At 74.7% G+C, this 23349-nt stretch carries 19 protein-coding genes; 8 read left to right on the top strand and 11 right to left on the bottom strand.

Annotation, left to right across the window (positions count from 1 at the left end):
- The first annotated feature begins 22 nt into the window (after nt 1–22).
- Nucleotides 23–1312 (top strand): dihydrolipoamide acetyltransferase family protein, encoded by a 1290-nt coding sequence (locus tag ACFVUH_RS11900; protein WP_387912715.1) that lies wholly within the window; start codon nt 23–25, stop codon nt 1310–1312.
- Nucleotides 1313–1363: 51 nt separating this feature from the next.
- On the opposite strand, the gene meaB is transcribed toward ACFVUH_RS11900, so the two are convergent.
- Complete coding sequence (meaB, locus tag ACFVUH_RS11895) at nt 1364–2320, bottom strand: methylmalonyl Co-A mutase-associated GTPase MeaB (protein WP_387912713.1); 957 nt, start codon at nt 2318–2320, stop codon at nt 1364–1366.
- A gap of 81 nt (nt 2321–2401) precedes the next feature.
- Complete coding sequence (locus ACFVUH_RS11890; protein ID WP_355371387.1) at nt 2402–3595, bottom strand: acetyl-CoA C-acetyltransferase; 1194 nt, start codon at nt 3593–3595, stop codon at nt 2402–2404.
- A 256-nt stretch (nt 3596–3851) separates the two neighbouring features.
- Between ACFVUH_RS11890 and mce the strand changes: the two genes are divergently transcribed.
- The 3 genes from mce to ACFVUH_RS11875 all read left to right on the top strand — a co-directional run bounded on the left by mce (nt 3852) and on the right by ACFVUH_RS11875 (nt 10467).
- Nucleotides 3852–4286 (top strand): methylmalonyl-CoA epimerase, encoded by a 435-nt coding sequence (mce, locus tag ACFVUH_RS11885; protein WP_355371384.1) that lies wholly within the window; start codon nt 3852–3854, stop codon nt 4284–4286.
- 551 nt (nt 4287–4837) lie between these two features.
- Nucleotides 4838–9430, top strand: coding sequence for a hypothetical protein (locus ACFVUH_RS11880; protein WP_387912712.1), 4593 nt, complete (start codon nt 4838–4840; stop codon nt 9428–9430).
- A 107-nt stretch (nt 9431–9537) separates the two neighbouring features.
- A complete protein-coding gene (locus tag ACFVUH_RS11875; protein ID WP_344345574.1) occupies nt 9538–10467 on the top strand; it encodes a cellulose-binding protein in 930 nt (309 codons plus the stop codon).
- Between the two features lie 58 nt (nt 10468–10525).
- Here the strand turns inward: ACFVUH_RS11875 and ACFVUH_RS11870 are convergent, their stop codons facing one another.
- Entirely contained in the window at nt 10526–10846 is a 321-nt protein-coding gene (locus ACFVUH_RS11870; protein WP_355371377.1) for a hypothetical protein, read from the bottom strand.
- Nucleotides 10843–11640, bottom strand: coding sequence for an alpha/beta hydrolase (locus tag ACFVUH_RS11865; RefSeq protein ID WP_355371375.1), 798 nt, complete (start codon nt 11638–11640; stop codon nt 10843–10845). Before ACFVUH_RS11865 ends, ACFVUH_RS11870 begins: the two co-directional genes overlap by 4 nt.
- A gap of 92 nt (nt 11641–11732) precedes the next feature.
- Between ACFVUH_RS11865 and ACFVUH_RS11860 the strand changes: the two genes are divergently transcribed.
- The gene (locus ACFVUH_RS11860) at nt 11733–12782 is read left to right on the top strand and encodes an ABC transporter ATP-binding protein (protein ID WP_355371372.1); all 1050 of its coding nucleotides are present in this window, start codon (nt 11733–11735) and stop codon (nt 12780–12782) included.
- Between the two features lies 1 nt (nt 12783).
- Complete coding sequence (locus ACFVUH_RS11855; protein ID WP_355371369.1) at nt 12784–13548, top strand: ABC transporter permease subunit; 765 nt, start codon at nt 12784–12786, stop codon at nt 13546–13548.
- A gap of 12 nt (nt 13549–13560) precedes the next feature.
- On the opposite strand, the gene ACFVUH_RS11850 is transcribed toward ACFVUH_RS11855, so the two are convergent.
- Nucleotides 13561–13884, bottom strand: coding sequence for an ATP/GTP-binding protein (locus tag ACFVUH_RS11850; protein WP_355371366.1), 324 nt, complete (start codon nt 13882–13884; stop codon nt 13561–13563).
- Between the two features lie 227 nt (nt 13885–14111).
- Here ACFVUH_RS11850 and ACFVUH_RS11845 point away from each other — a divergent pair, with 227 nt between their 5' ends.
- Nucleotides 14112–15368 carry an LLM class flavin-dependent oxidoreductase gene (locus ACFVUH_RS11845; protein ID WP_387912709.1) on the top strand — a complete coding sequence of 419 codons (1257 nt, stop codon included), beginning with the start codon at nt 14112–14114 and terminating at the stop codon, nt 15366–15368.
- A gap of 2 nt (nt 15369–15370) precedes the next feature.
- Here the strand turns inward: ACFVUH_RS11845 and ACFVUH_RS11840 are convergent, their stop codons facing one another.
- A complete protein-coding gene (locus tag ACFVUH_RS11840; protein WP_355371360.1) occupies nt 15371–15763 on the bottom strand; it encodes an SCO5389 family protein in 393 nt (130 codons plus the stop codon).
- 503 nt (nt 15764–16266) lie between these two features.
- On the opposite strand from ACFVUH_RS11840, the gene nucS reads away from it, so the two are divergent.
- Nucleotides 16267–16926, top strand: coding sequence for an endonuclease NucS (gene nucS / locus ACFVUH_RS11835; protein ID WP_350575981.1), 660 nt, complete (start codon nt 16267–16269; stop codon nt 16924–16926).
- Between the two features lie 4 nt (nt 16927–16930).
- On the opposite strand, the gene ACFVUH_RS11830 is transcribed toward nucS, so the two are convergent.
- The 5 genes from ACFVUH_RS11830 to ACFVUH_RS11810 all read right to left on the bottom strand — a co-directional run bounded on the left by ACFVUH_RS11830 (nt 16931) and on the right by ACFVUH_RS11810 (nt 23221).
- A complete protein-coding gene (locus tag ACFVUH_RS11830) occupies nt 16931–19363 on the bottom strand; it encodes an ATP-binding protein (protein ID WP_387912707.1) in 2433 nt (810 codons plus the stop codon).
- Between the two features lie 163 nt (nt 19364–19526).
- Nucleotides 19527–19859 carry an STAS domain-containing protein gene (locus ACFVUH_RS11825; protein ID WP_387912705.1) on the bottom strand — a complete coding sequence of 111 codons (333 nt, stop codon included), beginning with the start codon at nt 19857–19859 and terminating at the stop codon, nt 19527–19529.
- Nucleotides 19860–20313: 454 nt separating this feature from the next.
- Nucleotides 20314–21183: a 3-hydroxyacyl-CoA dehydrogenase family protein gene (locus tag ACFVUH_RS11820; protein WP_355371353.1), complete on the bottom strand. Its 870-nt coding sequence runs from the start codon at nt 21181–21183 to the stop codon at nt 20314–20316.
- A gap of 179 nt (nt 21184–21362) precedes the next feature.
- Nucleotides 21363–22013 carry a response regulator transcription factor gene (locus tag ACFVUH_RS11815; protein WP_355371351.1) on the bottom strand — a complete coding sequence of 217 codons (651 nt, stop codon included), beginning with the start codon at nt 22011–22013 and terminating at the stop codon, nt 21363–21365.
- Nucleotides 22010–23221, bottom strand: coding sequence for a sensor histidine kinase (locus ACFVUH_RS11810; RefSeq protein WP_387912703.1), 1212 nt, complete (start codon nt 23219–23221; stop codon nt 22010–22012). Before ACFVUH_RS11810 ends, ACFVUH_RS11815 begins: the two co-directional genes overlap by 4 nt.
- Nucleotides 23222–23349: the final 128 nt, after the last annotated feature.

Here is a 23349-nt window from a genome sequence, read left to right as displayed (position 1 = left end):
ATCCGAGCACCCCGAGGAACCCGTGACCAGCCGCATTCGTGAGTTCGTCCTGCCCGATGTGGGCGAGGGGCTGACCGACGCACAGATCCTCCAGTGGCACGTCTCGCCCGGCACCCCGGTGCACGACGGGATGGTGGTCTGCGAGGTGGAGACCGCCAAGGCCGCCGTCGAGCTGCCGATCCCCTACGACGGGGTGGTGCACGAGCTGCGCTTCCCCGAGGGCACGACGGTGGACGTCGGCGCGGTGATCATCACCGTGGACACCGGCGCCGACCGGGAGGCCACGACGCCCGCCCGGGAGCCCAACCTGGTCGGCTACGGCGCCGCCGAGCCGGCCCGCCGCCGGCAGCGGCCCGTGCCGGCCGCACCCACGCCCGCCGCCACCGCGGCCGTGCCCGCGCCCGCGCCGCCCGCCGGTCCCGCGCCCGGTCCCGCGCCCGCGCCGTCGGCCCTGCCCCTGGCCAAGCCGCCGGTCCGCAAGCTGGCCCGGGACCACGGCGTGGACCTCGCCGCCGTCCCGCCCACCGGCCCGGACGGCGTGATCACCCGGGACGACGTGCTCGCCGCCGCCCGTCCCGCCGCGGCGGCGGCACCCGCCCCGGAGGACGGCCCGCAGGACCGCCGGATCCCGGTCGAGGGCGTCCGCCGGGCCACCGCGCGGGCCATGGTGGCCAGCGCCTTCACCGCCCCGCACGCCACCGAGTTCGTCACCGTCGACGTCACCCGGACGATGCGGCTGGTCACGGCCCTGCGCGAGGATCCCGAGCTGTCCGGCGTGCGGGTCAACGTCCTGCTGCTGGTCTGCCGGGCCCTGCTCGCCGCGATCGCCCGGCACCCGGAGATCAACGCCTCCTGGGACGAGGACGCGCAAGAGATCGTCCAGTACGGCCGGATCAACCTCGGCATCGCCGCGGCCACCCCGCGCGGCCTGCTGGTACCGAACGTCAAGGACGCCGGCCGACTGACCCTGCGCAGGCTCGCCGAGGAACTGGACGCGCTGGTCACGACCGCCCGGGCCGGGCGCACCACGCCCGCCGCGCTGACCGGCGGCACCGTGACGATCACCAACATCGGCACCTTCGGCGTTGACACCGGCACCCCGATCCTCAACCCCGGGGAGGCCGCGATCCTGGCCTTCGGCGCGGTCCGGGAGCGTCCCTGGGTGCACAAGGGCGAGGTCCGGCCCCGGCAGGTCACCACGCTCGCGCTCTCCTTCGACCACCGTCTGGTCGACGGCGAGCTCGGCGCGCGGGTGCTGGCCGACACCGCCCACCTGCTGGAGGACCCGCGCCGGCTGCTGGCCCGGTCCTGACGCGCGGGAGGCCGGCCGGTGGCCGGCCTCCCCCCGGCGGTCAGGGCGCGGTCAGGACGCGGTCAGGCCCGCCACCAGCCGGTCGGCCGCGCCGTACGGGTCCAGCTCGCCGGTCACCACCCGCTCCGCGAGACCGGCCAGCTGCCGGTCGCCGTGCAGGTCGCCGATCCGGGCGCGCAGCGCGGCCAGCGCGATCGCCTCGATCTCGTCGGCGGCCCGGCGACGGCGCCGCACGGCCAGCTCGCCGTGCTCGTCCAGCCAGGCGCGGTGCTTCTCCAGCGCCTCGACCACCTCGTCGACGCCCTCGCCGCGGGCCGCGACCGTCTTCACGATCGGCGGGCGCCAGTCCCCCGCGTCCCGGGCCTCGCCCAGGCCCAGCATGTGGTTGAGCTCCCGGGCGGTGGCGTCGGCGCCGTCCCGGTCGGCCTTGTTGACCACGAACACGTCGCCGATCTCCAGGATCCCGGCCTTGGCGGCCTGGATGCCGTCGCCCATGCCGGGGGCGAGCAGCACCACCGTGGTGTCGGCCTGCGCGGCGATCTCCACCTCGGACTGGCCGACGCCGACCGTCTCCACGAGGATGACGTCGCAGCCGGCCGCGTCCAGCACCCGCAGCGCCTGCGGGGCCGCCCAGGAGAGTCCGCCGAGGTGGCCGCGGGTGGCCATCGAGCGGATGAACACCTCCGGGTCGGTGGCGTGGTCCTGCATCCGGACCCGGTCGCCGAGCAGCGCGCCGCCGGAGAACGGCGAGGACGGGTCGACCGCCAGCACGCCGACCCGCTTGCCCAGCCGCCGGTAGGCGGAGACCAGCGCCGAGGTGGAGGTGGACTTGCCCACGCCCGGCGAGCCGGTCAGGCCCACCGTGTAGGCGTGCCCGGTGTACGGCGCCAGCGCGGCCATCACCTCGCGCAGCTCGGGCGCGGCGTTCTCGACCAGCGAGATCAGGCGGGCGACCGCCCGCGGACGGCCCTGCCGGGCCTGCTCGACCAGGGTCGGCACATCGATCATCGGTAGCTGCTCCTTGCGCCGAAGGGCCGCGGACCACTTGTGGTGGTCCGCAGCCCCGTTGTGAGTCGGTCGGTACTCCGGTCAGGCCTTGGGCACCCGGACGATCAGCGCGTCGCCCTGGCCGCCGCCGCCGCACAGCGCGGCCGCGCCGACGCCGCCGCCGCGGCGCTGCAGCTCCAGCGCCAGGTGCAGCACCACGCGGGCGCCGGACATGCCGATCGGGTGGCCGAGCGCGATCGCGCCGCCGTTGACGTTGACGATCTCCGAGGAGACGCCGAGGTCCTTGGTGGACTGGAAGGCGACGGCGGCGAAGGCCTCGTTGATCTCGATCAGGTCGAGGTCCTCGACCGTGATGCCCTCCTTGGCGACCGCGTGCCTGATCGCGTTGGACGGCTGCGACTGCAGCGAGTTGTCCGGGCCTGCGACGTTGCCGTGCGCGCCGATCTCGGCGATCCAGCTCAGGCCCAGCTCCTCGGCCTTGGCCTTGCTCATCACGACCACCGCGGCGGCGCCGTCCGAGATCTGCGAGGAGGTGCCGGCGGTGATGGTGCCGTCCTTGGTGAAGGCCGGGCGCAGCTTGGCCAGGCCCTCCGCGGTGGTGTCGGCGCGGATGCCCTCGTCCTGGCTGAACAGGACCGGCTCGCCCTTGCGCTGCGGGATCTCCACCGGGACGATCTCGGCGTCGAAGACGCCGTCGGCCTGGGCCTTGGCGGCCCGCTGGTGCGAGGCGGCGGCGATCTCGTCCTGGACCTCGCGCGGGATGCCGAGGCGGGTGTTGTGCTTCTCGGTGGACTCGCCCATCGGGATGTTCTCGTAGGCGTCGGTCAGGCCGTCGTGCGCCATCGCGTCGAGCAGCTCGATCGCGCCGTACTTGTAGCCCTCGCGGGACTTCGGCAGCAGGTGCGGGGCGTTGGTCATGGACTCCTGGCCGCCGGCCACCACGACGTCGAACTCGCCGGCCCGGATCAGCTGGTCGGCCAGCGCGATGGCGTCGAGGCCGGAGAGACAGACCTTGTTGATGGTGAGCGCCGGGACGTTCATCGGGATCCCGGCCTTGACGGCGGCCTGGCGGGCGGGGATCTGGCCGGCGCCGGCCTGCAGGACCTGGCCCATGATCACGTACTGGACCTGGTCACCGGTGATGCCGGCCCGCTCCAGCGCCGCCCTGATCGCGAAGCCGCCGAGTTCGGCACCGGAGAAGCCCTTGAGGGAGCCGAGCAGCCGGCCCATCGGGGTGCGCGCCCCGGCGACGATCACTGAGGTGGTGTTGGTCATGGGACGAGCCCCTTCGCACGTCGTGGCCAGGTGGAGGATTCCGCTCAATGTACTGACCTGGTACCCGCCCGTCACCGGACCCAAGATGTGATCGAGCGCACTGGCACCATCCAGTCAACACCGTGCCGCGTCGATCCGGGTGAACCCTGCCGCCCGGCCCGTGTGAGCAGACTCGCACCCCGATCGCTGGCGCCGACGTCCGGCATGCGCTGCACTGTTGCCGTCCCGTCGCACCCGTCCCGGACCGGAGGCCCCCGTGCTCACCCGCATCGACCACATCGGCATCGCCTGCCGCGATCTCGACAAGACCGTCGAGTTCTACCGCGCCACCTACGGCTTCGAGGTGTTCCACAGCGAGGTCAACGAGGAGCAGGGCGTCCGGGAGGCCATGCTCAAGATCAACGACACCGGGGACGGCGGCGCGTCGTACCTCCAGCTGCTGGAGCCGATCCGCGAGGACTCCCCGGTCGGCAAGTGGCTGGCGAAGAACGGCGAGGGCGTCCACCACATCGCCTTCGGCACCGCCGACGTCGACACCGACTCGGAGGAGATCCGGGCCAAGGGCGTGCGGGTCCTCTACGACCAGCCGCGCACCGGCTCGATGGGCTCGCGGATCACCTTCCTGCACCCCAAGGACTGCGGCGGGGTGCTGACCGAGCTGGTCACCGCCGCCGGGCCCGACGCGCACTGAGAACCGCCGCCGTCGCGGGGCGGCGCCCGGCCGTCCGCCGCCCCGCCACCCTCATGACCCGTCAGTAACCTCACCGGGCAACCCGGAAAACCCCCACGCGACCATTCCCCCGCAAGACGCTCCCACTACAATGCCCAGGTGCGCGAAGACTCCGGGGGACGGGGACGACGAGCACGGCCGAAGACAGGCCCGTCCGCCCCGGTGGGAGGCCCGTCGCAGGGGAGTCCATTACGCGGGCACGGCTGAGCAGTCGCAAGACGGATCTGTCACCATTCTCCACAAGGCAAGAGTTCGCCCAGGAGTCCACCCGGACGGGGGAACGCGGATCGACCGCGCTCCCGCCCCGGACTCCGACGACCGCGGCGGGCGTCCCCGACTAGGCAGGGGCGTCCGGACGGCCGCGGATGCAAGGACCAGTCGGACCGGTGCCCGGACAACGGGAGCACGGACCGGCCGGGTCGAGGACGCGACCAGGAGATGGATGGGACCGCGGAGTGCGGGGCTACGACCGCTACGAGGTTGACGATCACCTCTCCCAGTTCGAGGCCGAGATGGATCGGACTCGGAAGGAGCGGGACAAGTCAGTCGAGCATGCCGAGGACCTCGCCTACCAGGTGGAGGTGCTCCGGGCCAAGCTGCACGAGTCCCGCCGCATGCTCGCCCAGCCGCGCGCCTTCGACGCCGTGTCCGGCCAGGCCGAGCAGATGCTCCGCACCGCCGAGATGCAGGCCCAGCAGCTGCGTGCCGACGCCGAGCGCCAGCTGCGCGACTCCCAGGCCGCCACCCAGCGGATCATGGCCGAGGCCGCCGAGCGCACCGCCCGGCTGGAGGCCGAGCTGGCCGCACGCCGCCGCCAGCTGGAGGAGGAGCTCGCCGAGCTGCGGCGCAGCGCCGAACAGCACGTCAACGAGAACGTCAACTGGGCCGAGCAGACCCGGGCCGGCACCGAGCAGGAGGCCCAGCGCCTGCTCCAGGAGGCCCGCGCCGAGTCCGAGCGGATGATGGCCGCCGCCCGCGCCGAGGCCGCCGCGCTCTCCGACCAGGCCCGCGCCCAGACCGCCGCCGACGTCGACGCCGCCCGCGGCGAGGCCCAGGCCGCCGCCTCGGCCGCCCTCCAGCGCGCCCAGAGCGACGCCGAGCGCCTGCTGCGGGCCGCCTCCGAGCAGGCCCAGCAGGCCGGCGCCCAGGCCGCCGCGGACGTGGACGCCGCCCGTGGCGAGGCCCAGCAGCAGCTCGCCGCCGCGCACGCCGCCGCCGAGCAGCAGCTGGCCGCCGCCCGCGCCGAGATCGGCCGGCTCAAGGAGGCCGCGGCCGCCGAGCAGGCCCGCGCCCAGCAGGAGCTCGGCCACGCCCAGGCGGAGATAGCACGGCTGCGCGCCGAGGCCGTCGCCGAGGCCGAGCGGGCCCGGCAGGAGGCCGCCGAGCTGCGCTCGCACGCGGAGGCCGCCGCCGAACAGCTGCAGGCCGATGCCGAGGCCGCCGCCGAGCGGAAGGTCGCCGACGGCGAGGCCGCCAGCGAGCAGCGCTCGCAGACCGCCCGCGCCGAGGTGGCCCGGATGGTCGCCCAGGCCACCAAGGAGGCCGACGCGATCCGCGCCGAGGCCGCCACCAAGCAGGCCGAGGCGGACGCCGCCAAGGCCGCCGCCGCCGAGGAGAGCGAGCGGCTGCGCGCCACCGCCGAGTCGGTGGCCGGACAGCTGCGCGCCGAGGCCGAGGCCGCGATCGCCGAGCTGCGCGCCCGGGCCGACCGGGATGTCGCCGAGCTGCGGGCGCAGGCCGGGGCCGCCGCCGAGCAGCTGCGCGGCGAGGCCGAGGAGGCCGGCCGGGCGGCCGGGGCCATGGAGGCCGCCGCCCAGCTGGCCAAGGCCGCGAAGTCCGCCGAGGAGATGCTCGACCGGGCCGGCCGCGACGCCGAGGCCGCCCGCACCGGTGCCACCACCGAGGCCGAGCGGATCCGCGCCGAGGCCGCCGCCGAGGCGGAGCGGCTGCGCGAGCAGGCGCAGGCCGCCGTCGAGGCCGCCCAGAACGCCGCCCTGGACGACGCCGCCGCCGTGCGCGAGCGGATCCAGGAGATGCAGGACGAGGCCGCCCGGCTGCGCGCCGAGGCGGAGGAGCTGCGCTCGCAGGCCGCCGCCGAGGCCGACCGGGTGCGTGGCGAGGCCCGCCGCCAGGCGGTGCTGCAGATCGAGGAGTCGGCCAAGAGCGCCGAGGAACTGCTCACCAAGGCCAAGGCCGACGCGGACGACCTGCGCGCCGGCGCCGCCGCCGAGATCGAGCGGCTGCGCGAGCAGGCCAAGGAGCAGGCCGCCGAGACCCAGGGCCGGGCCGAGCAGACCCTGGAACGGGCCCGCGCCGAGGCCGCGAAGACCACCGCCACGGCCGAGCAGCAGGGCCGGGACGCGCTCACCGCCGCCAAGGCCGCGGCCGCCGAGAACCGGTCCGCCGCCGAGCGCGAGACCGCCGAACTGCGGCGCGGGGCAACCGAGTTCGACCAGCAGGTGCGCGCCGAGGCGACGGCCGCCGCCGAAGCGGTGCGGGCCGACGCGCAGGCCGAGGCGAACGCCGTGCGCGACGCCGCGGTGGCCGACGCCGAGCGGGTGCGCACCGAGGCCGACGCCGAGGCCGCCCGGGCCCGGGCCGAGTCCGAGGCCGCCGCCGAGGCGCTGCGCGAGGAGAGCCGGCGCGAGCGCGCGGAGGCCTCCGCCGGGCTGCTCCGGGAGCGCGAGGAGACCGCCGAGCAGCTGTCCGCGGCCACGGCCGCGCGCGAGCAGGCCGAGAGCGCCGCGGCGGAGCTGACCGAGCGCACCGCCGCGGAGACGGCCGCCGTCCGCGAAGCCGCCGACACCCACGCCGAACGCGTCCGCACCGACGCCGAAACCGCCGCCACCGAACTCACCGAACGCACCACCGCCGAAACCGCGCGCCTGAAGGCCGAGGCCGAACGCACCCTCGAAGCCGCCGAAACCGCCGCCGAACAGCGCCGCGCCGAAGCCGAAACCGCCGCCACCGAGCTGACCGAACGCACCACCGCCGAGACCGCCGCCGTCCGCGAAGCCGCCGACACCCACGCCGAACGCGTCCGCACCGACGCCGAAACCGCCGCCACCGAGCTGACCGAACGCACCACCGCCGAGGCCACCGCCGTCCGCGAAGCCGCCGAGGCCACCGCCGAGCGGCTCCGCACCAACGCCGAGACCGCCGCCAAGGAGCTGCGCGAGCGGGGCGCCGCCGACCTGTCGCTCGCCGAGGAGCAGGCCGGGACGGTCCGCGCCGAGGCCGGCCGTGAGCTGTCCGAGGCCCGCGCCACCGCCGCGGCGATCCGCACCGAGGCCGGCGAGGAGCTGGAGCAGGCCCGGCGCGACGGCGAGGAGCTGGTCGAGGCCGGCCGGACCGAGGCCGCCGCGCTGGTCGAGGCCGCCGAGGAGGAGGCCGCCGAGGTCCGCCAGTCGGTGGCCGGGCTGCACGAGACCGCCTCCCAGCAGATCGCCGAACTCCGCGCCACCGCCGAGCGGGACGTCGAGGAGCTGCGCGAGCAGGCCGAGCGGGCCGCCGCCGAGGTGCGCGACACCGCCGACCGGGAGACCACCGAGCTGCGGGCGCTGGCCGACCGCGAGACCGCCGAGCAACGTGACACCGCCGAGCAGGAGGTCGCCCGGCTGCGCGAGACGGCCGAGCACGAGACCGCCGACCTGCGGGCCCGGACCGCCGCCGAGACGACCGCCCTGCGCGAGCAGACCGAGCTGGAACTGGCCGCCGACCGCGAGGCCGCCGAGGCCGAGCTGGCCCGTCAGTTCGCCGAGGCGAAGGCCTACGACGAGCAGCTGCGCGCCGAGGCCGAGGACACCCTGCGCGCCGCCCAGGAGACCGCCGAGCAGCAGCGCGCCGACTCCGAGCAGTGGGCCGCCCGGACGGTGGCCGCCGGCGAGGACCGGGCCGCCGCCACCGTCGCCGAGGCGGAGGAGTTCGCCGCCGCCCTGCGCGCCGAGGCCGAGGAGTACGCGCTCGCCACCCGCACCCTCGCCGACGAGTACGACACGGCCACCCACGGCCGCGCCGACGCCTACGACGCCGAGGTCCGGGAGACCGCCGAGCAGTTCGACAAGGCCACCCGCGAGCGGGCCACGTCCGTACTGGAGAAGGCCTTCGCGGACGCCGAGGCGCTCGGCGAGGACGCCCGGACCACCGCGCTGGCCACCACGGCCGCCGCCGAGGAGCAGGCGGACGCGATGGTCGCCGCCGCCCGCAAGGAGGCCGACCGGCTGGTCGTGGCCGGCGAGGCCGCCGGGCAGGAGGCCGTCGAGAAGGGCCGGTCCGACGCCGACGCGCTGCTCTCCGAGGCCCGCCGGGACGCCACCGCGATCCGCGAGCGCGCCGAGGAGCTGCGCGAGCGCACCGACGCCGAGGTGGAGGCCCTGCACGAGCGCGCCCGCAAGGAGAACGCGCAGGCCATGAAGTCGGCCGGCGAGCGGGTGGACGCACTGGTGACGGCCGCCCAGGAGCAGCTGACCGAGGCCGAGGAGCAGGCGGTGGCCACCGTCGCCGAGGCCGAGGACCGCGCCGCGGCGCTGGTCGCGGCCGCCGAGGACCGGGCCAATGAGCTGACCTCGGAGGCGTCCACCGAGGCCAGCAAGGTCCGGCTGCAGGCCGTCCGCAAGGCGGAGGGCCTGCTCAAGGAGGCCGAGACCAAGCTCGCCAGCTCCACCGACCGCGCCGAGGCCCTGATCATCAAGGCCGAGGCCAAGCTGAAGTCCGCTCAGGACGAGGCGGAGGAGCGGCTGGAGTCGGCGTCGGCCGAGGCCGAGAAGCGGCTGCGGGCCGCCGACCGGGCCGCCGACGAGCAGGTCGGGCTGGCGAAGGCGGAGGCCGAGCGGCTGCTCGCCGAGGCACGGGCCGAGGCGCAGCGGGCCACCGACGAGGGCCGGCGCGAGCTGGACGAACTGGTGCGCCGCCGCAAGGACATCAACACGGAGATCTCCAGGGTGCAGGACGTGCTGTCCGCCCTGGAGGCCTTCGAGGCTCCGTCACCGGTCGCACAGGCCAACGGGGGAAGCACCACCAAGAAGGACGGGGGGGCCAAGGCGGGTGCCGGAATTGGCTCTCCCCGGTCGGGCGGCAATCGCTCCAAGAGCGCACCACCCGATTGAGCGGACATTGTCCGCGGGACAACGGCGTTTCGTCGCCGACACTCCGGTACCGTGTCAGGATTCCCTCAACCACCTCAGCGGTTTGACGACAGGAAGCCCAGAACCCCATGAGCGACAGTCACTCCCCTCACGGCTTCGACCTGGTGCGCCGTGGGTACGAGCGCGCCCAGGTCGACGAGCGGATCACCAAGCTGGTGGCCGACCGTGACAGTGCCTTGACCCGGATCAGCGCCCTCGAGAAGCGCATCGAGGAGCTCCACCTGGAGACCCAGACCGCCCAGGCGGCGGTCGCCGAGGCGGAGCCGTCGTACGCCGGTCTCGGTGCCCGGGTCGAGAAGATCCTGCGGCTCGCCGAGGAGGAGGCCAAGGACCTGCGCGAGGAGGCGCACCGCGCCGCCGAGCAGCACCGCGAGCTCGCCGAGGCGGCTGCCCAGCAGGTCCGCACCGAGGCCGAGAACTACGCCAAGGACCGCAAGGCCAAGGCGGAGGACGAGGGTCTGCGGATCGTCGACAAGGCCAAGAGCGACGCCGCCCAGCTGCGTGCCGAGGCCAACAAGGACGCCCAGAACAAGCGCGAGGAGGCGGACGCCCTCTTCGAGGAGACCCGCACCAAGGCCGCCCAGGCCGCGCTGGAGTTCGAGACCAACCTGGCCAAGCGCCGCGAGCAGTCCGAGCGCGACCTGGCCGCCCGTCAGGCCAAGGCCGAGAAGCGGCTGGCCGAGATCGAGCACCGCGCCGAGCAGCTCCGCCTGGAGGCCGAGAAGCTGCGGACCGACGCCGAGCGCCGCGCCCGCCAGACCGTCGAGACGGCCCAGCGCCAGTCCGAGGACATCGTGGCCGACGCCAACGCCAAGGCCGACCGCATCCGCAGCGAATCCGAGCGCGAGCTGGCGGCGCTCACCAACCGCCGCGACAGCATCAACGCCCAGCTGACCAACGTCCGCGAGATGCTGGCGACGCTGACCGGTGCGGCCGTGGCCGCCGCCTCGCTGCCGAACGACGACACCATGGGCGTTCCCGCCCAGCAGTCGCGCTGACGCGGCCCGCAGGCCCCGACGGCCCCCGCCCTCCCAGGGCGGGGGCCGTCCCCTTTCCTCAGCGCGGGTAGGCGCCGTCCGGGCGCTGGTGCCCGCAGCTCAGCTGGTTGCCCTCGTCGTCCGAGACCGTCCCGAACCACGAGGTGCACCAGACCGACACCGAGTCCGGCCAGTACTGCACCTCGAAGGGGTGCCCGGGGCCGTAGTCGCCGTACGAGGTGACGATGAACGTCTCCCCCGGGCGCATCCAGTAGTCCTCGCCCAGCGGTTCCAGGGTCAGTTCGAGCAGCCCCTCGCCCCGATTGGTCAGCGGCATCCGGCCGGTCACCTCCAGCGCGGAGAAGTCCCAGCCGCCGGTCTCCGCCCGCTCCTCCCTCATCCCGCCGCCACCCGCTCCAGCAGGCGCAGCGCCACCGCGTCGAACGCCTCCGGCGCCTCGATCGCGCTCAGGTGGCCCACGCCGGGAAGCACCGTCAGCTCCGCGTCCGGCAGGGCCTCCACCATCAGCTCCGCCTCGGTGAGCGGCATCAGCGCGTCCTCGGCGCCCGCCACCACGGCGGCCGGCACCCGCAGCCCGGCCAGCACGTCGAGGCGCTCCGGCCGGGCCGCCATGGCCCGCTGCGCCCAGGCGACGGCGGCCGGCGGGGCGGCCTCGACCAGTTCCTGCACCCGGCCGACCAGGTGCTGCGAGCCCGGGGCCAGCTGACCGTTGGCCACCCGCTCGTCGAGCAGCAGCCGGACGCTGTCGCGGGCCAGCACGGCGGAGGCGATCCGCTCCCGGTTCGTCCTGGCGGCCTCCGGGTCGGCGGTGGCCTTGGTATTGGCCAGCAGCAGGCCGGCCAGCCGGTCCGGGTGCCGCTCGGCGAAGGCCATCGCCACGTACCCGCCCATGGAGAGCCCGCCGAGCACCGCCCGGTCGATCCCCGCGGCGTCCAGCAGCCGGGCGACGTCGTCGGCGACGGCCTCCAGCGAGGGTTCCTCGGAGCCCAGCCCGGCGGCGCCGAAGCCGCGCTGGTCGGGTGCGATCACCCGGGCCCGGTCCCCGCCCGGGCCGGGCAGCTCGTCCAGTTGGGCGGACCACATGGCGGCGTTGAGCGGAAAGGCGTGCAGCAGCACGAGGGGTGTTCCGGTGCCGCTCTCGCGGACCGACACTGCGGAGGGGAGCTGGGTCATGGGGCCACCGTATTCCGGTGCGCCCGGCGGGCCCACTCAGCAGGCCGCCTTGTCCGCATTGTCATAGTCTGACGGAGAGTGAGGGAGCTCCCATGATCGAGTTGCACGACCTGACCAAACGCTACGGCAGGACGCTGGCCGTGGACCGGCTGAGCTTCAAGGTCCCGGAGGGGGTGGTCACCGGGTTCCTCGGGCCCAACGGCGCCGGCAAGTCCACCACCATGCGCATGATCCTCGACCTCGACCGCCCCACCGGCGGCCGCGTCACCATCGACGGCAAGAGATACGGACAACTCAGCGAACCGCTCAAGTACATCGGCGCGTTGCTGGAGGCCAAGGCCGTCCACCCCGGCCGCACCGCCCGCGACCACCTGCTCTGGCTCGCCCAGAGCAACCGGATCCCCGAGCGCCGGGTGGACGAGGTGCTCGCCCTGGTCGGCCTCACCCCGGTCGCCCGCAAGCGCGCCCGCGGCTTCTCGCTCGGCATGGGCCAGCGGCTCGGCATCGCCAGCGCGCTGCTCGGCGACCCGGAGATCGTGATGTTCGACGAACCGGTCAACGGCCTCGACCCGGAGGGCATCCTCTGGATCCGCAACCTCATGAAGCGCCTCGCCTCCGAGGGCCGCACCGTCTTCGTCTCCTCCCACCTGATGAGCGAGATGGCCGTCACCGCCGACCACCTGGTGGTCATCGGCAAGGGCCGGCTGCTCGCCGACCTGCCGATGTCCGAGTTCATCCGCCGCAACTCCCGCTCCGCCGTCCGGCTGCGCAGCCCGCAGCCCGAGCGGCTGCTCGACGCCCTGGCCGGCGCCGGGCTGCGGCACGAACCCGGGCCGGACGGCTCGTTCGAGGTGGTCGACGGCGACCTCGCCGCGCTCGGCGAGCTGGCCGCCGCGCACGCCGTGGTGCTGCACGAGCTGAGCCCGCAGCAGGCCTCGCTGGAGGAGGCGTTCATGCAGATGACGGCCGACGCGGTCGAGTACCACGCCGGCTCCGGGCCGGTGCACGGCCCGGACGGCACACCCGCCGCGCCCGGCACACCCGCCGCACAGGACGCAGCGGGAGCACCGGGCGCCTGGGGCGCGAACTGGAAGGGCGGCCGGGCCGGACAGCCCGCCTCCCCCGGCACGGAGGAGAACTGAGATGGCGTCCTTCCCCGCGGTCCTGCGCTCCGAGTGGACCAAGATCCGCAGCGTCCGCTCGACGGTCTGGACCCTCGCGCTGACCTTCGTGGTCACCCTCGGCATCGGCGCCCTGCTGTCGCTGCTCACCAACAACAACTTCGAGGAGTTCCGCAGCGACAACTCCCCGTTCGACGCCACCGGCACGTCCTTCGCCGGCATCATGCTGGGCGAGCTGGCCATCATCGTCTTCGGCGTGCTGGCCATCGGCAACGAGTACAGCAGCGGCATGATCCGGGTCACCCTGGCCGCCGTCCCGCAGCGCGGCACCCTGCTCACCGGCAAGGCCGTGGTGCTCGGCACCCTGGCGCTGGCCGTCTCGCTGGTGACGGCCTTCCTCACCTTCTTCACCGGCCAGGCACTGCTCGGCGAGCACTCCACCTCGCTCGGCGAACCGAACGTGCTGCGCGCGGTGTTCGGCGCCGCGCTCTACCTCACGATGCTCTGCCTCTTCTCGGCCGGCGTCACCGCGATGCTGCACAACCAGACCCTGGCGCTGGGCGTGCTGGTGCCGTTCTTCTTCCTGCTCTCGCCGATCCTCTCGGCGGTGCCCGGCGCCAAGACCGTCGCCCACTACTTCCCGGACTACGCCGGCTCCCGGATGCTGCTGGTCTACGAGCAGCACGACCAGCCGTACGGGCCGTGGGCGGGCTTCGCCATCTGCCTGGCCTGGACGCTCGCCGCGCTGGTCGGCGGGGCGCTGGTGCTGAAGAAGCGCGACGCCTGAGCCCGGGGCGGGTCAGTACCGGGGAGCGCCGCGGCCGCGGAGCAGGTTCGAGGCCCGGCGCTCCCGCGCGCCCCAGCAGGCCCGGTGCCAGTGCCGTCGGTCGTCCACCCCGGCGCCGTGCATCGGCCAGGCCACGATGTGGCCCGTGCCGGACGGGATCTCCTGGTCGCAGCCCGGGCATCGGTAGTGCCGGCCGGCCGTCCCGGCGACCGTCTGGACCACCCAGTCGTCGCCCTGGTAGTTCTCGGTCCGGCGCATCGAGCCACCCAGCGGTGCGGCCGGCTCGGCCTGGTCGCGGTCGGCGGCGGTCTTGATCCGGTTGCGTCGGGGCGACACGGCGGCTACCTCTCTACGAGTTGCGGGAACCGTTCCAGCCTACGGCCGGGCGCCACCCGACCGGGCCACTATCACGGCATCGGAGGATGATCGGGTGTTTCCCATGAGATCCACCCGTTTCTCCGGTAAATCGGTGCTCCGGTGTGCCATTGGCACATGACATGGGCTACTCACGAGGGGACAGGCGGGGCCCGCAGACCCTGCGCGCACCCGAGGAGGCCTCAGAAATGACCAGAACGAGCACCGCCACGGCCGTCGCCACCACCCCGGCGACCCCGCTACCGGCGGCCCAGGGCGCGAGCGCCGCCACCGCGGACACCGCACCGGTCCGGGTCGGCGCCTTCCTGCTCTCCGCACAGTTCCCCGGCCAGACCCACGGCGAGGCGCTGGACCGCACCGTGCGGGCCGCCGTCGAGGCCGAACAGGCGGGGCTGGACAGCGTATGGCTGGCCGAGCACCACTTCGTCCCGTACGGCGTCTGCCCGAACGCCGCCACGCTGGCCGCGCTGCTACTGGGCCGGACCGCGCGGATCGGCATCGGCACGGCGGTCAGCGTGCTCTCCACCACCCACCCGGTGGCGCTCGGCGAACAGGCCGCCCTGCTCCACCTCACCTCCGGCGGACGCTTCACGCTCGGGGTGGGGCGCGGCGGCCCGTGGATCGACCTGGACGTCTTCGGCAGCGGCGTGGACGCCTTCGAGGAGGGCTTCCCGGAGCGGCTCGACCTGCTGCTGCGCTGGCTGCGCGGCTCCCGGGTGGGCGCGGCCGGACCGCAGTTCAGCTTCCCCGAGGTGGCCGTGGTGCCCCGGGCCACCGAACCTCCCCGCCGCCCGGACCTCGGCGCCTGGCTGGGCCTCGCCGACCGGACCGGCGCCGGCGTGCTGCGCTTCCCCCGTCAGCGCCAGGACGCCGACGGTCCCGCCGACGAGCAGCTCACCACCGCCGGCCGCCCGCCGGCCGGACCGCCCGTGGTGGTCGCCTGCACCTCACCCGGCGGGGTCCGCACCGCCGCCGAGCGCGGCCTGCCGATGCTGCTCGGCATGCACTCCGGCGACGACGACAAGCTGCGCATGCTGGAGCTGTATCGTTCCGCCTGGCTGGCGGCCGGACGCGGCGAGGAACAGCTGCGCCGGGTCGCCCGCCGACACGTCGCGGCCGGGGTGGCCCAGGTCGACGACCGCACCTCGGCGGCCCGGGCCACTCTGCTCCGTGCGATGCCCGGCTGGTTCGAGTTCGGGCTCGGCGCGCACCGCACGGTGGACGGCCGGGAACGCAAGATGCGCGACCCGCGCCAGTACACCGAGCTGCTCTGCGACCTGCACGCGGTCGGGACGCCGAGGCAGTGTGCGGACCGGCTGCTGGCCACCGCCGAGCGGACCGGCATCCGCCGCTTCGCCCTGCTCGCCGAGGGCAGTGGCGACCGGGAGGCGACCCTGCACAACATCGCCCGGCTCGGCTCCGAGGTCCTGCCGCAGTTGGGCTGAGATCAGCAGTCGCGGAGTTCCTCGGACTGGTTGAGCAGCTGTGCGCGGACCGATGTGAAGCGTTCGTACCGCTTCTTGTTGGCGGAGGACGGCACGAAGACCGCCACCCGGTGACAGTTCTGGAAGGCCAGCTGAACACCGAAGTGCCGCTCCAGGGCACCCCGGATCGCATTGCTGGCGAGTGCCCGCAGGAGCTGGCCGCGGGCCTGCTCACTGGGCGGCGGTACCTGGTTGTCGGCGAAGTCGGTGCCGTCGACCTTCGCCTGGGCGACCAGTGAGCTGATCAGGTCCCAGGCGTACGGCAGGGAGACGCGGACGCAGTCGACGAACTCCCGCTCGTCGACCTCGTCCCGCTCGGCCTTGTCCAACAGGGCCGGTGAGACGTCGAGCGACATGGGTTCTCCTCTCGCGGTCCACCCGCGCGACGCCCGGGTGGTGATGCGTAGTCCAAGCTGAGGGTGAGGGTGGGACGCGTGTGTGTCCGGGGCACCGTCGGACGGGTGTGACGCCGCCGGACGGCCGGGTTTCCGGCACCGCGCCGACGCGGGGGCGCCGCAGACCTTTCGAGGGACGTCGGTCGAGGGCGCCGGCCGCTCAGAACAGCGTGGCAGTCAACGACGGGCCAGGCCGGTCATTCCTGCGGATTGCTCCGGGAATGCGCCCGTGTGCACCACATTGGCCAGATCCCGTCGGATCGTTCATCTGAAGTCTCCATCCCCGTTGACAGCGCTCCCGCAAGCAGTCCGTCACACACCGTAGCGGCCTATCATGGTGGCCGCCAGGGTGCCGACGGGCTTTCGAGGATCGCAGGGCATCCATCGTGGCGGGGTTCGTGGATTCTTCACCCGCTCGTCGTGGAATCGCATCAACTGGCCCCGGTGGGCTAGCGTGGTCGACCGTGCGTCTCGTAATTGCCCGCTGCTCAGTCGACTATGCCGGTCGGCTCTCCGCCCATCTGCCCTCCGCCACCAGGCTCATCCTGGTCAAGGCCGACGGCAGCGTCAGCATCCACGCCGACGACCGCGCCTACAAGCCGCTCAACTGGATGTCCCCGCCGTGCGCCCTCAAGGAGGCCGACGGGGTCTGGACGGTGGAGAACAAGGCCGGCGAGAAGCTCATCATCACGCTGGAGGAGGTGCTGCACGACTCCTCGCACGAACTCGGCGTGGATCCCGGCCTGATCAAGGACGGCGTCGAGGCCCACCTCCAGGAGCTGCTCGCCGACCGGATGGAGGTGCTCGGCAGCGGCTGGTCGCTGATCCGCCGCGAGTACCCGACCGCGATCGGCCCGGTGGACATCCTGTGCCGCGACGCGGACGGTACGACGGTCGCCGTCGAGATCAAGCGCCGCGGCGAGATCGACGGTGTGGAACAGCTCACCCGGTACCTGGAGCTGCTCAACCGGGACCCGCTGCTGGCGCCGGTGAAGGGCGTCTTCGCCGCCCAGGAGATCAAGCCGCAGGCGCGGGTGCTGGCCACCGACCGCGGCATCGGCTGCGTGGTGCTGGACTACGACGAGCTGCGCGGCATCGACGACGACAAGCTGAAGCTGTTCTGAGCGGTCAGGTGCCGCTCGGCGACGGGGACGTCGCGGACGCCGTCGGACTCGGCGAGTCCGACGGCGTCGTCGTCGGCGGCGAGGGCGTGGCGGTCTGCGCGGGCGATGTGCTCGGCGGGGCGGACGGCGTGGTCCCGCCGGTCGGCTGAGTGACGCCCCCGGCGCCGCCCCCGCTCGTCCCGCCCGACGTGGAGCCGCCGGAGCCGCCCGAGGTGCCGGAGCCGCCGGCCGCGCCCGCACCGCCCGTCCCGCCACCGGAACCGGCGGTGCCGCCCGCGGGGGGCTGCGGCGGGTTCGGGGCGGGGGGCTGGGAGGAGGCGGCCGTGCTGCTCTCCCCCGGGCTCGGCGAACGGCTCGGCCGCTTCGACGCCGACGTCGAGGCCGACGGCGAGCCGGACGGCGTCCGCGAGGCGGTGGCCGCGCCGCTCGGCGCGGGCTCGTCGTCGGGCTCCCCGGAGGCCGCCGCGGCAACCCCGTCCGAGGGCAGGTCGGTGGTCGGCGCGGCCGACGGGGAGGGCGAGGAGGCCGAGGGTCGCGGCGCGCCGGAGCGCGGCGAGCTGCCCGCACCCGGCAGCACCGAGCCGTCGTCGCTGCTGCTGCTGCTGTGCGGATCGTTGCCCTTGTCCTCGCCGGCCACGGTCATCCCGACCGCCGTGCCGAGCACCCCCAGTGCCAGGACCGCCGCCGAGGCGGCGATCGCCGTGCGCCGGCTCCCCAGCCGCAGCGGCACCCGGGCGATGGCCCGCAGCCCGGGCCGACGGGCCGGAGCCGCCTTGGCCGGCGCGGCGGGCGGCAGCTGCCGGCCCTCGGCCCGCAGCAGGTCCAGCATCCGGCGCGCCCCGGCCGCACCGCGCCGCTCGCCGAGCGCACCGCGCAACGCCAGCGCGGCCTCCAACTCGGCGATGGCCCGGCCGGGTTCATGGACGCAGACGGCGTACACGCCCAGCTCGTGGCGGAACCAGGCCTCGTCGGCCCGGGCACCGGTGTGCCGGGCGGCCTCCAGGCCGAGCTGCAGGGCGCGCTCCCAGGCCCCCCAGCGCAGCGCCAGCGCCAGCGCGGGGGCCGCGGCCCGGGCCAGCCTCAGCACCGCGTCGTGCCGCCCGGCGGCCCGGTCGGCGAGCAGGACGCCGATCACCACCTCGGCCTCGGCGGCGATCTGCGGCAGCGAGACCGAGGAGTGGCCGACCCACCAGGCGAAGTGCTGGGCGGCGCCGTCGGCGCTGCCGCGGGCCGGCCAGTGCGGGGCGAGCAGTTCCAGCGCCCCGGCGGTGAGCCGGTGGTGGCCGCCGATCGAGACGGCGAGCCCGGCGTCGGCGAGTTCGGCGAGCGCGCTCTCGCCCTGGCCGACGTCGATCAGCGCGGGAAGGTGCGGGGCGGTCGGGCATTCGCCGCCGAGCGCCACGGCGAGCCGCAGCACGGCCTGCGCGGTCTCGCTCAGCCCCTCGGCGAGCCGGACGGCGGGCAGCGTGGACTCGGCGACCGAGGGCAGTGGCACGGTGCCGCGCAGCGCGGCCTCGCGGACCGCCGGATCGGAGTGGTGGACGGGCTCCTCCACCGCGCCGAAGACGTCCATCCGGTCCTCCTCGGCGGCCACCAGGGCGTCCACCGCGATGTCCCGCTGGCGCAGCAGGGCGGCGGCCTGGACGAAGCGCAGTGGCAGTCCCTCGGACTCGAACCAGAGGTCCACCGCCCATGCCTTCTCGGCGGCGTCCAGCGGCCGCCCGGCCAGCCGGGCGGCGAGGGCCAGGCAGGCCGGCCGGGAGAGGCCGGCGACCAGGTGGTCCCGGAGCCGGGAGTCCGCCGGGAGCAGCGGGCTGTCGGGGGCGGCGGAGATCAGGAACGCGCAGTCGGGGGCGGCACCGAGCAGCGCCTCCAGTTCGGCGCCGGTGGGCACCACCTCGTCGATGACGACGATCGCGCCGACCCGGGCGAGGTGTTCGACGAGCCGGCCGGGGTCGGGGCGGAAGCCGGGGGCGTGGTGGGTCGCCGCGAAGAGGTCCTGGAGCAGGTCGGCGGCGGTGCGGCGGTGGCCGCAGAGCTGCACCACGCCACCGGGGGCGAGTCCGCCGGCCGCCGCGGCGACGGCGGACAGCAGGGCGCTGCGGCCGGAGCCGGCCTGGCCGACCAGGCGTATCGACCGGCCTTCGGCGAGCTGGGCGAGCAGTTGGGCGACGTCGTCCTCGCGGTCGAGCAGCGGCAGGTCGGCGGGCCCGGCGCCGAGGGCGAGCGGGCCGACCTGGCGGCCGGCGTCGCCGGCCGGGCCGCGGGCGGGCGCACCGGGGGCGACGGGACGGGGCCGGGGGCGCCATTCCTCGGGGCAGGGGCGTACCTCGGAGCCCTCGGGGCCGCCGACGGTCACCAGCAGTCCCCCGGAGACCAGTTCACCGCTCCGGGTGCGCACGGACTCCTGCCGGAAGTCACCGGTTGGCTGTGCCACGTTCTGCTCCGCCCCACGCTCGCGCCGTCAACCCCGACCGGCCGCCGCGCGCCCGGCAAGGGCGGGCCGGGCGGCCGTGTCCTGACGCCAGACTCTCGCACATCCGTGCCCACCCGCGCAGCGTCGCGCGGTCAGCGGCCCGGGGCCCCGGGCCGCCGGGTGGTCAGAGCGCGGGGAGGGTGGCGCCGCGGGCGTCGGCGGTGACGCCCTCGACGGCGAGGATGCGGTGCAGCCGGGTGGCCACCAGCAGGCGCTGGAGCTGCGCGGGGACGGAGCGGAGCACCAGGCGGCGGCCGATCCGCCCGGCCCGGCGGTGGGTCCCCATGATCACGCCGAGGCCGGTGGCGTCCCAGAACTCCAGCCGGGCGAGGTCGAGGACGAGATCGCCGAGCCCGCCGTCGACGGCCTGGTGCAGCCGGGCGCGCGCGTCGGCGGCGGTGCGCACGTCGAGGCGGCCTTCGATGGCCAGCGCCGCGTGGTCGCCGGTGATGCGCATGCTCTCCTCCTTCGCGTGGCGGGCCTGGGATGCGGGTGTGCGGGTGTGCGGGTGTGTTCGGGTGCGGTGCGGTGCGGTGCGCGGGTGCGGCGTGCGGGTGTCGGTGGGTACGGGTGTCGCCGGCGGTGCCGGGCCGGAGGGGGCGGTGGCGATCCGGGCGCCGGGCGGGCCCCGCGGCCCCACGCGCCGGCCCCGGCCGGAATGCCGGGTTCCCCGTCATCCATCTGACGGTGAGCCGGCCCCCTGGGTTGCTGGTCATGGCCGGATCTGAAGCGATTTCACTCGTCCGAGGGAATATACGCAGGAACTCTCCACACTTATGCTCGATTACCGCCCAAATCACCCGTCTGCGGCACCGGCGTGAGGAAACTCACCCGCCCCGGGAGGGACGGGCCGCCCGGTTCCACGACCGCACGGCCCGCCCGTTCACCGGCTCAGCGCCGGCTACCCGCCGTCACTTGCCCGGGTACGGGTAGAAGCCGCGGCCGCTCTTGCGGCCGAGGTCGCCGGCGGTGACCATGCGCGCCATGACCTCCGGGGCGGCGAACTTCTCGTCCTGGGTCTCGTTGTAGATGTTCCGCGCGGCGTGCAGCAGGATGTCCACGCCGGTCAGGTCGGCGGTCTCCAGCGGGCCCATCGGGTGGCCGAAGCCGAGCCGGCAGGCGGTGTCGATGTCCTCGGCGCTGGCGACGCCCGACTCGTAGAGCTTGGCGGCCTCGACGACCAGCGCGGTGATCAGACGGGTGGTGACGAAGCCGGCCACGTCGCGGTTGACCACCACGACCTCCTTGCCGACACCCTCGGCGAAGGCGCGGGCGGCGGCCAGCGTCCCGTCGCTGGTCTTGTAGCCGCGGACCAGCTCGACCAGCTTCATCAGCGGCACCGGCGAGAAGAAGTGCACGCCGACCACCGACTCGGGGCGCGAGGTGGCGGCGGCGATCCGGGTGATCGGGATGGCGGAGGTGTTGGAGGCGAGCACCGCGCCGTCCTTGGCGAGCTTGTCGAGCTCCTTGAAGACGCCCTCCTTGACGTCCAGCTGCTCGAAGACGGCCTCGACGACGATGTCGGCCTCGGCGACGGCGCCCAGGTCGGTGGTGGTGGTGATCCGGGCGAGCGCCGCCTCGGCGTCCTCGGCGGTGAGCCGGCCCTTGGAGACGAACTTGTCGTACGAGGCCCGGATGCCGTCGAGGCCGCGCCGCAGCGCCTCCTCGGTCACGTCACGCAGGACCACCGGGTGCCCGGCCTGGGCGGAGACCTGGGCGATGCCGGCGCCCATCAGGCCGGCACCGATCACGGCGATCTGCTTGCTGGACGCATTGCTCATGGCTTGGTCTCCCGATGCCGTCGCCGCCCCGATGGGCGGGCCCTGAAGGCGGCTCAAGGCAGGGGTCGCCCACCGAGCCGCATCGCTCATGGGCCGGACTTTAGTCCCCGGACGCGGCCCGTGGTGCCATCCGAGGGTGTGATCTGCGACCGACCTGGTCACCTGAGCAAATCACTCGATCAGATCATCAGCCCGAGGTCCTGGGCGAGGATCGCGGCCTGTACCCGGCTGCGCAGCCGCAGCTTCGCCAGGATCCGGCTGACGTGCGTCTTGGTGGTCGCCTCCGCCATCTCCAGCCGCCCGGCGATCTCACCGTTCGACAGGCCGGCCCCGATGCAGGCCAGTACCTCCCGCTCGCGCGGCGTCAGCCCGTCCACCGCCACCCGCAGCTCCGGCCCCACCACCCGCTCCGGGCGCGCGAAGGTGCCGATCAGCCGCCGGGTCACCGAGGGCGCCAGCATGCCGTCCCCGCGGGCCACCGTGCGGATGCCCTCGACCAGGGTGTCCGCCTCCAGGTCCTTCAGCAGGAACCCGGCCGCCCCGGCCCGCAGCGCACCGTAGACGTACTCGTCCAGGTCGAAGGTGGTCAGCACCAGGACCTGCGCCGCCCCGGCCGCCACCACCTGGCGGGTCGCCGAGACGCCGTCCAGCCGCGGCATCTGCACGTCCATCAGGACGACGTCCGGCCGCAGCTCCAGCGCCAGCCGGACGGCCTCCTCGCCGTCCGCCGCCTGCCCGACCACCTCCAGGCCCGGCTCGGCCCGCAGGATCATCACCAGCGCCGCCCGCACCGCCGCCTGGTCCTCCGCGACCAGCACCCGGATCGTCATGCCCGTCCCGCCCCTTCCTCCGTCCCCAGCGCCCGCGGCAGCACCGCGCGCACACTCCAGCGATCGTCCCGCGGCCCGGCCTCGAAGCCGCCGCCCAGCAGCGAGGCCCGCTCCGCCATGCCGACCAGCCCGGCCCGGGCGCCCGGCAGCGACTGCCCCGCCCCCTGGCGGAACGGGCTGTCCACGACGATCCGCAGCTCCTCGGGGCGGAAGTCCAGCAGCACCCGCACCTCCCCCGGACCGGCGTGCTTCAGCGCGTTGGTCAGCGACTCCTGCACGATCCGGTACGCGGCCAGTTCCACCGGCACCGGCAGGGAGCCGCGCTCCCCGCGCTCGGCCAGCTCGAAGGCCAGCCCGACGTCCTGCCCGGCCGCCCGGGCCTTGGCGAGCAGCGCGTCCACCGCCGCCAGGTCCGGCGCGGCCCAGGACTCGTCGGCCTCGCCGCCGCCGCTGTCACGCAGCAGGCCGATGATGCGACGCATTTCGGCCAATCCCTGGACGCTGTTCTCCCGGATCACCCCGAGCACCTCCACCACCGGATCGTCCGCCGCCCGGTGCTGACGCCGCGCCATCGACTGCGCCCCGGTGGCATGGATCGCGATCGCCGACAGGTGGTTGGCCACCACGTCGTGCAACTCGCGGGCCATCCGGGACCGTTCGGCGACCACCGCCTCGCGCCGGTCCATCTCCGAGAGCAGCGCGGTCTGTTCCGCCCGCAGCCGCTGTGTCTCCGCCTCCTCCCGGTGCTTGCGCACCGCGTCCGCGGTCCACAGCGGGCCCAGGAAGATCAGGGCGGTGACCACGGCCACCGCGACGGCCGTCGCCGAGTCGGCGTAGACGAAGGTCAGGGTGGTCAGCACCAGCACCGAGACGGTGCCGCTCACGTGCAGGACCGGCGACATCCGGCGGGGGCCGTACACCACCGCCGCGTAGAGCAGGTCGGTGTACATGATGGTGGTCGCCAGCAGCGCGCCGGAGAAGATGCTCCCGGCGAAGACCAGTCCGCCGAGCGTCACCACCAGGACCGGCCGGGTCCGCCGCATCAGCTCCAGGCCCGACATCGCCAGCAGCGCCGGCAGCACCTGCCACCGCTCGACCGTCGACGAGTGGTCGTACACCTGGAAGGCGATCAGCAGCAGCCCGCCGAGCAGCCCGGAGAGCGCCAGTGCCCCGTCGACCTGCCGCGGGGTGGGGGTGGGTCTGCGCACGCCCCCATCAGATCATCCCGGCGGCCGACCCGGCTCCGGCAGCGGGGAGGAGCCCCCGTACATCGAAAGATGCAGCCCGGGTCCGTTCCCGGCGACGACGCGCACGCGAGGGGCCCCGGGGAGGCTGG

Source organism: Kitasatospora sp. NPDC058032, assembly GCF_042885845.1.
Taxonomy (GTDB): Bacteria; Actinomycetota; Actinomycetes; order Streptomycetales; family Streptomycetaceae; genus Kitasatospora.
Note: the sequence above shows the minus strand (reverse complement) of the source record. Positions and strands in the feature narration are given on the sequence as shown.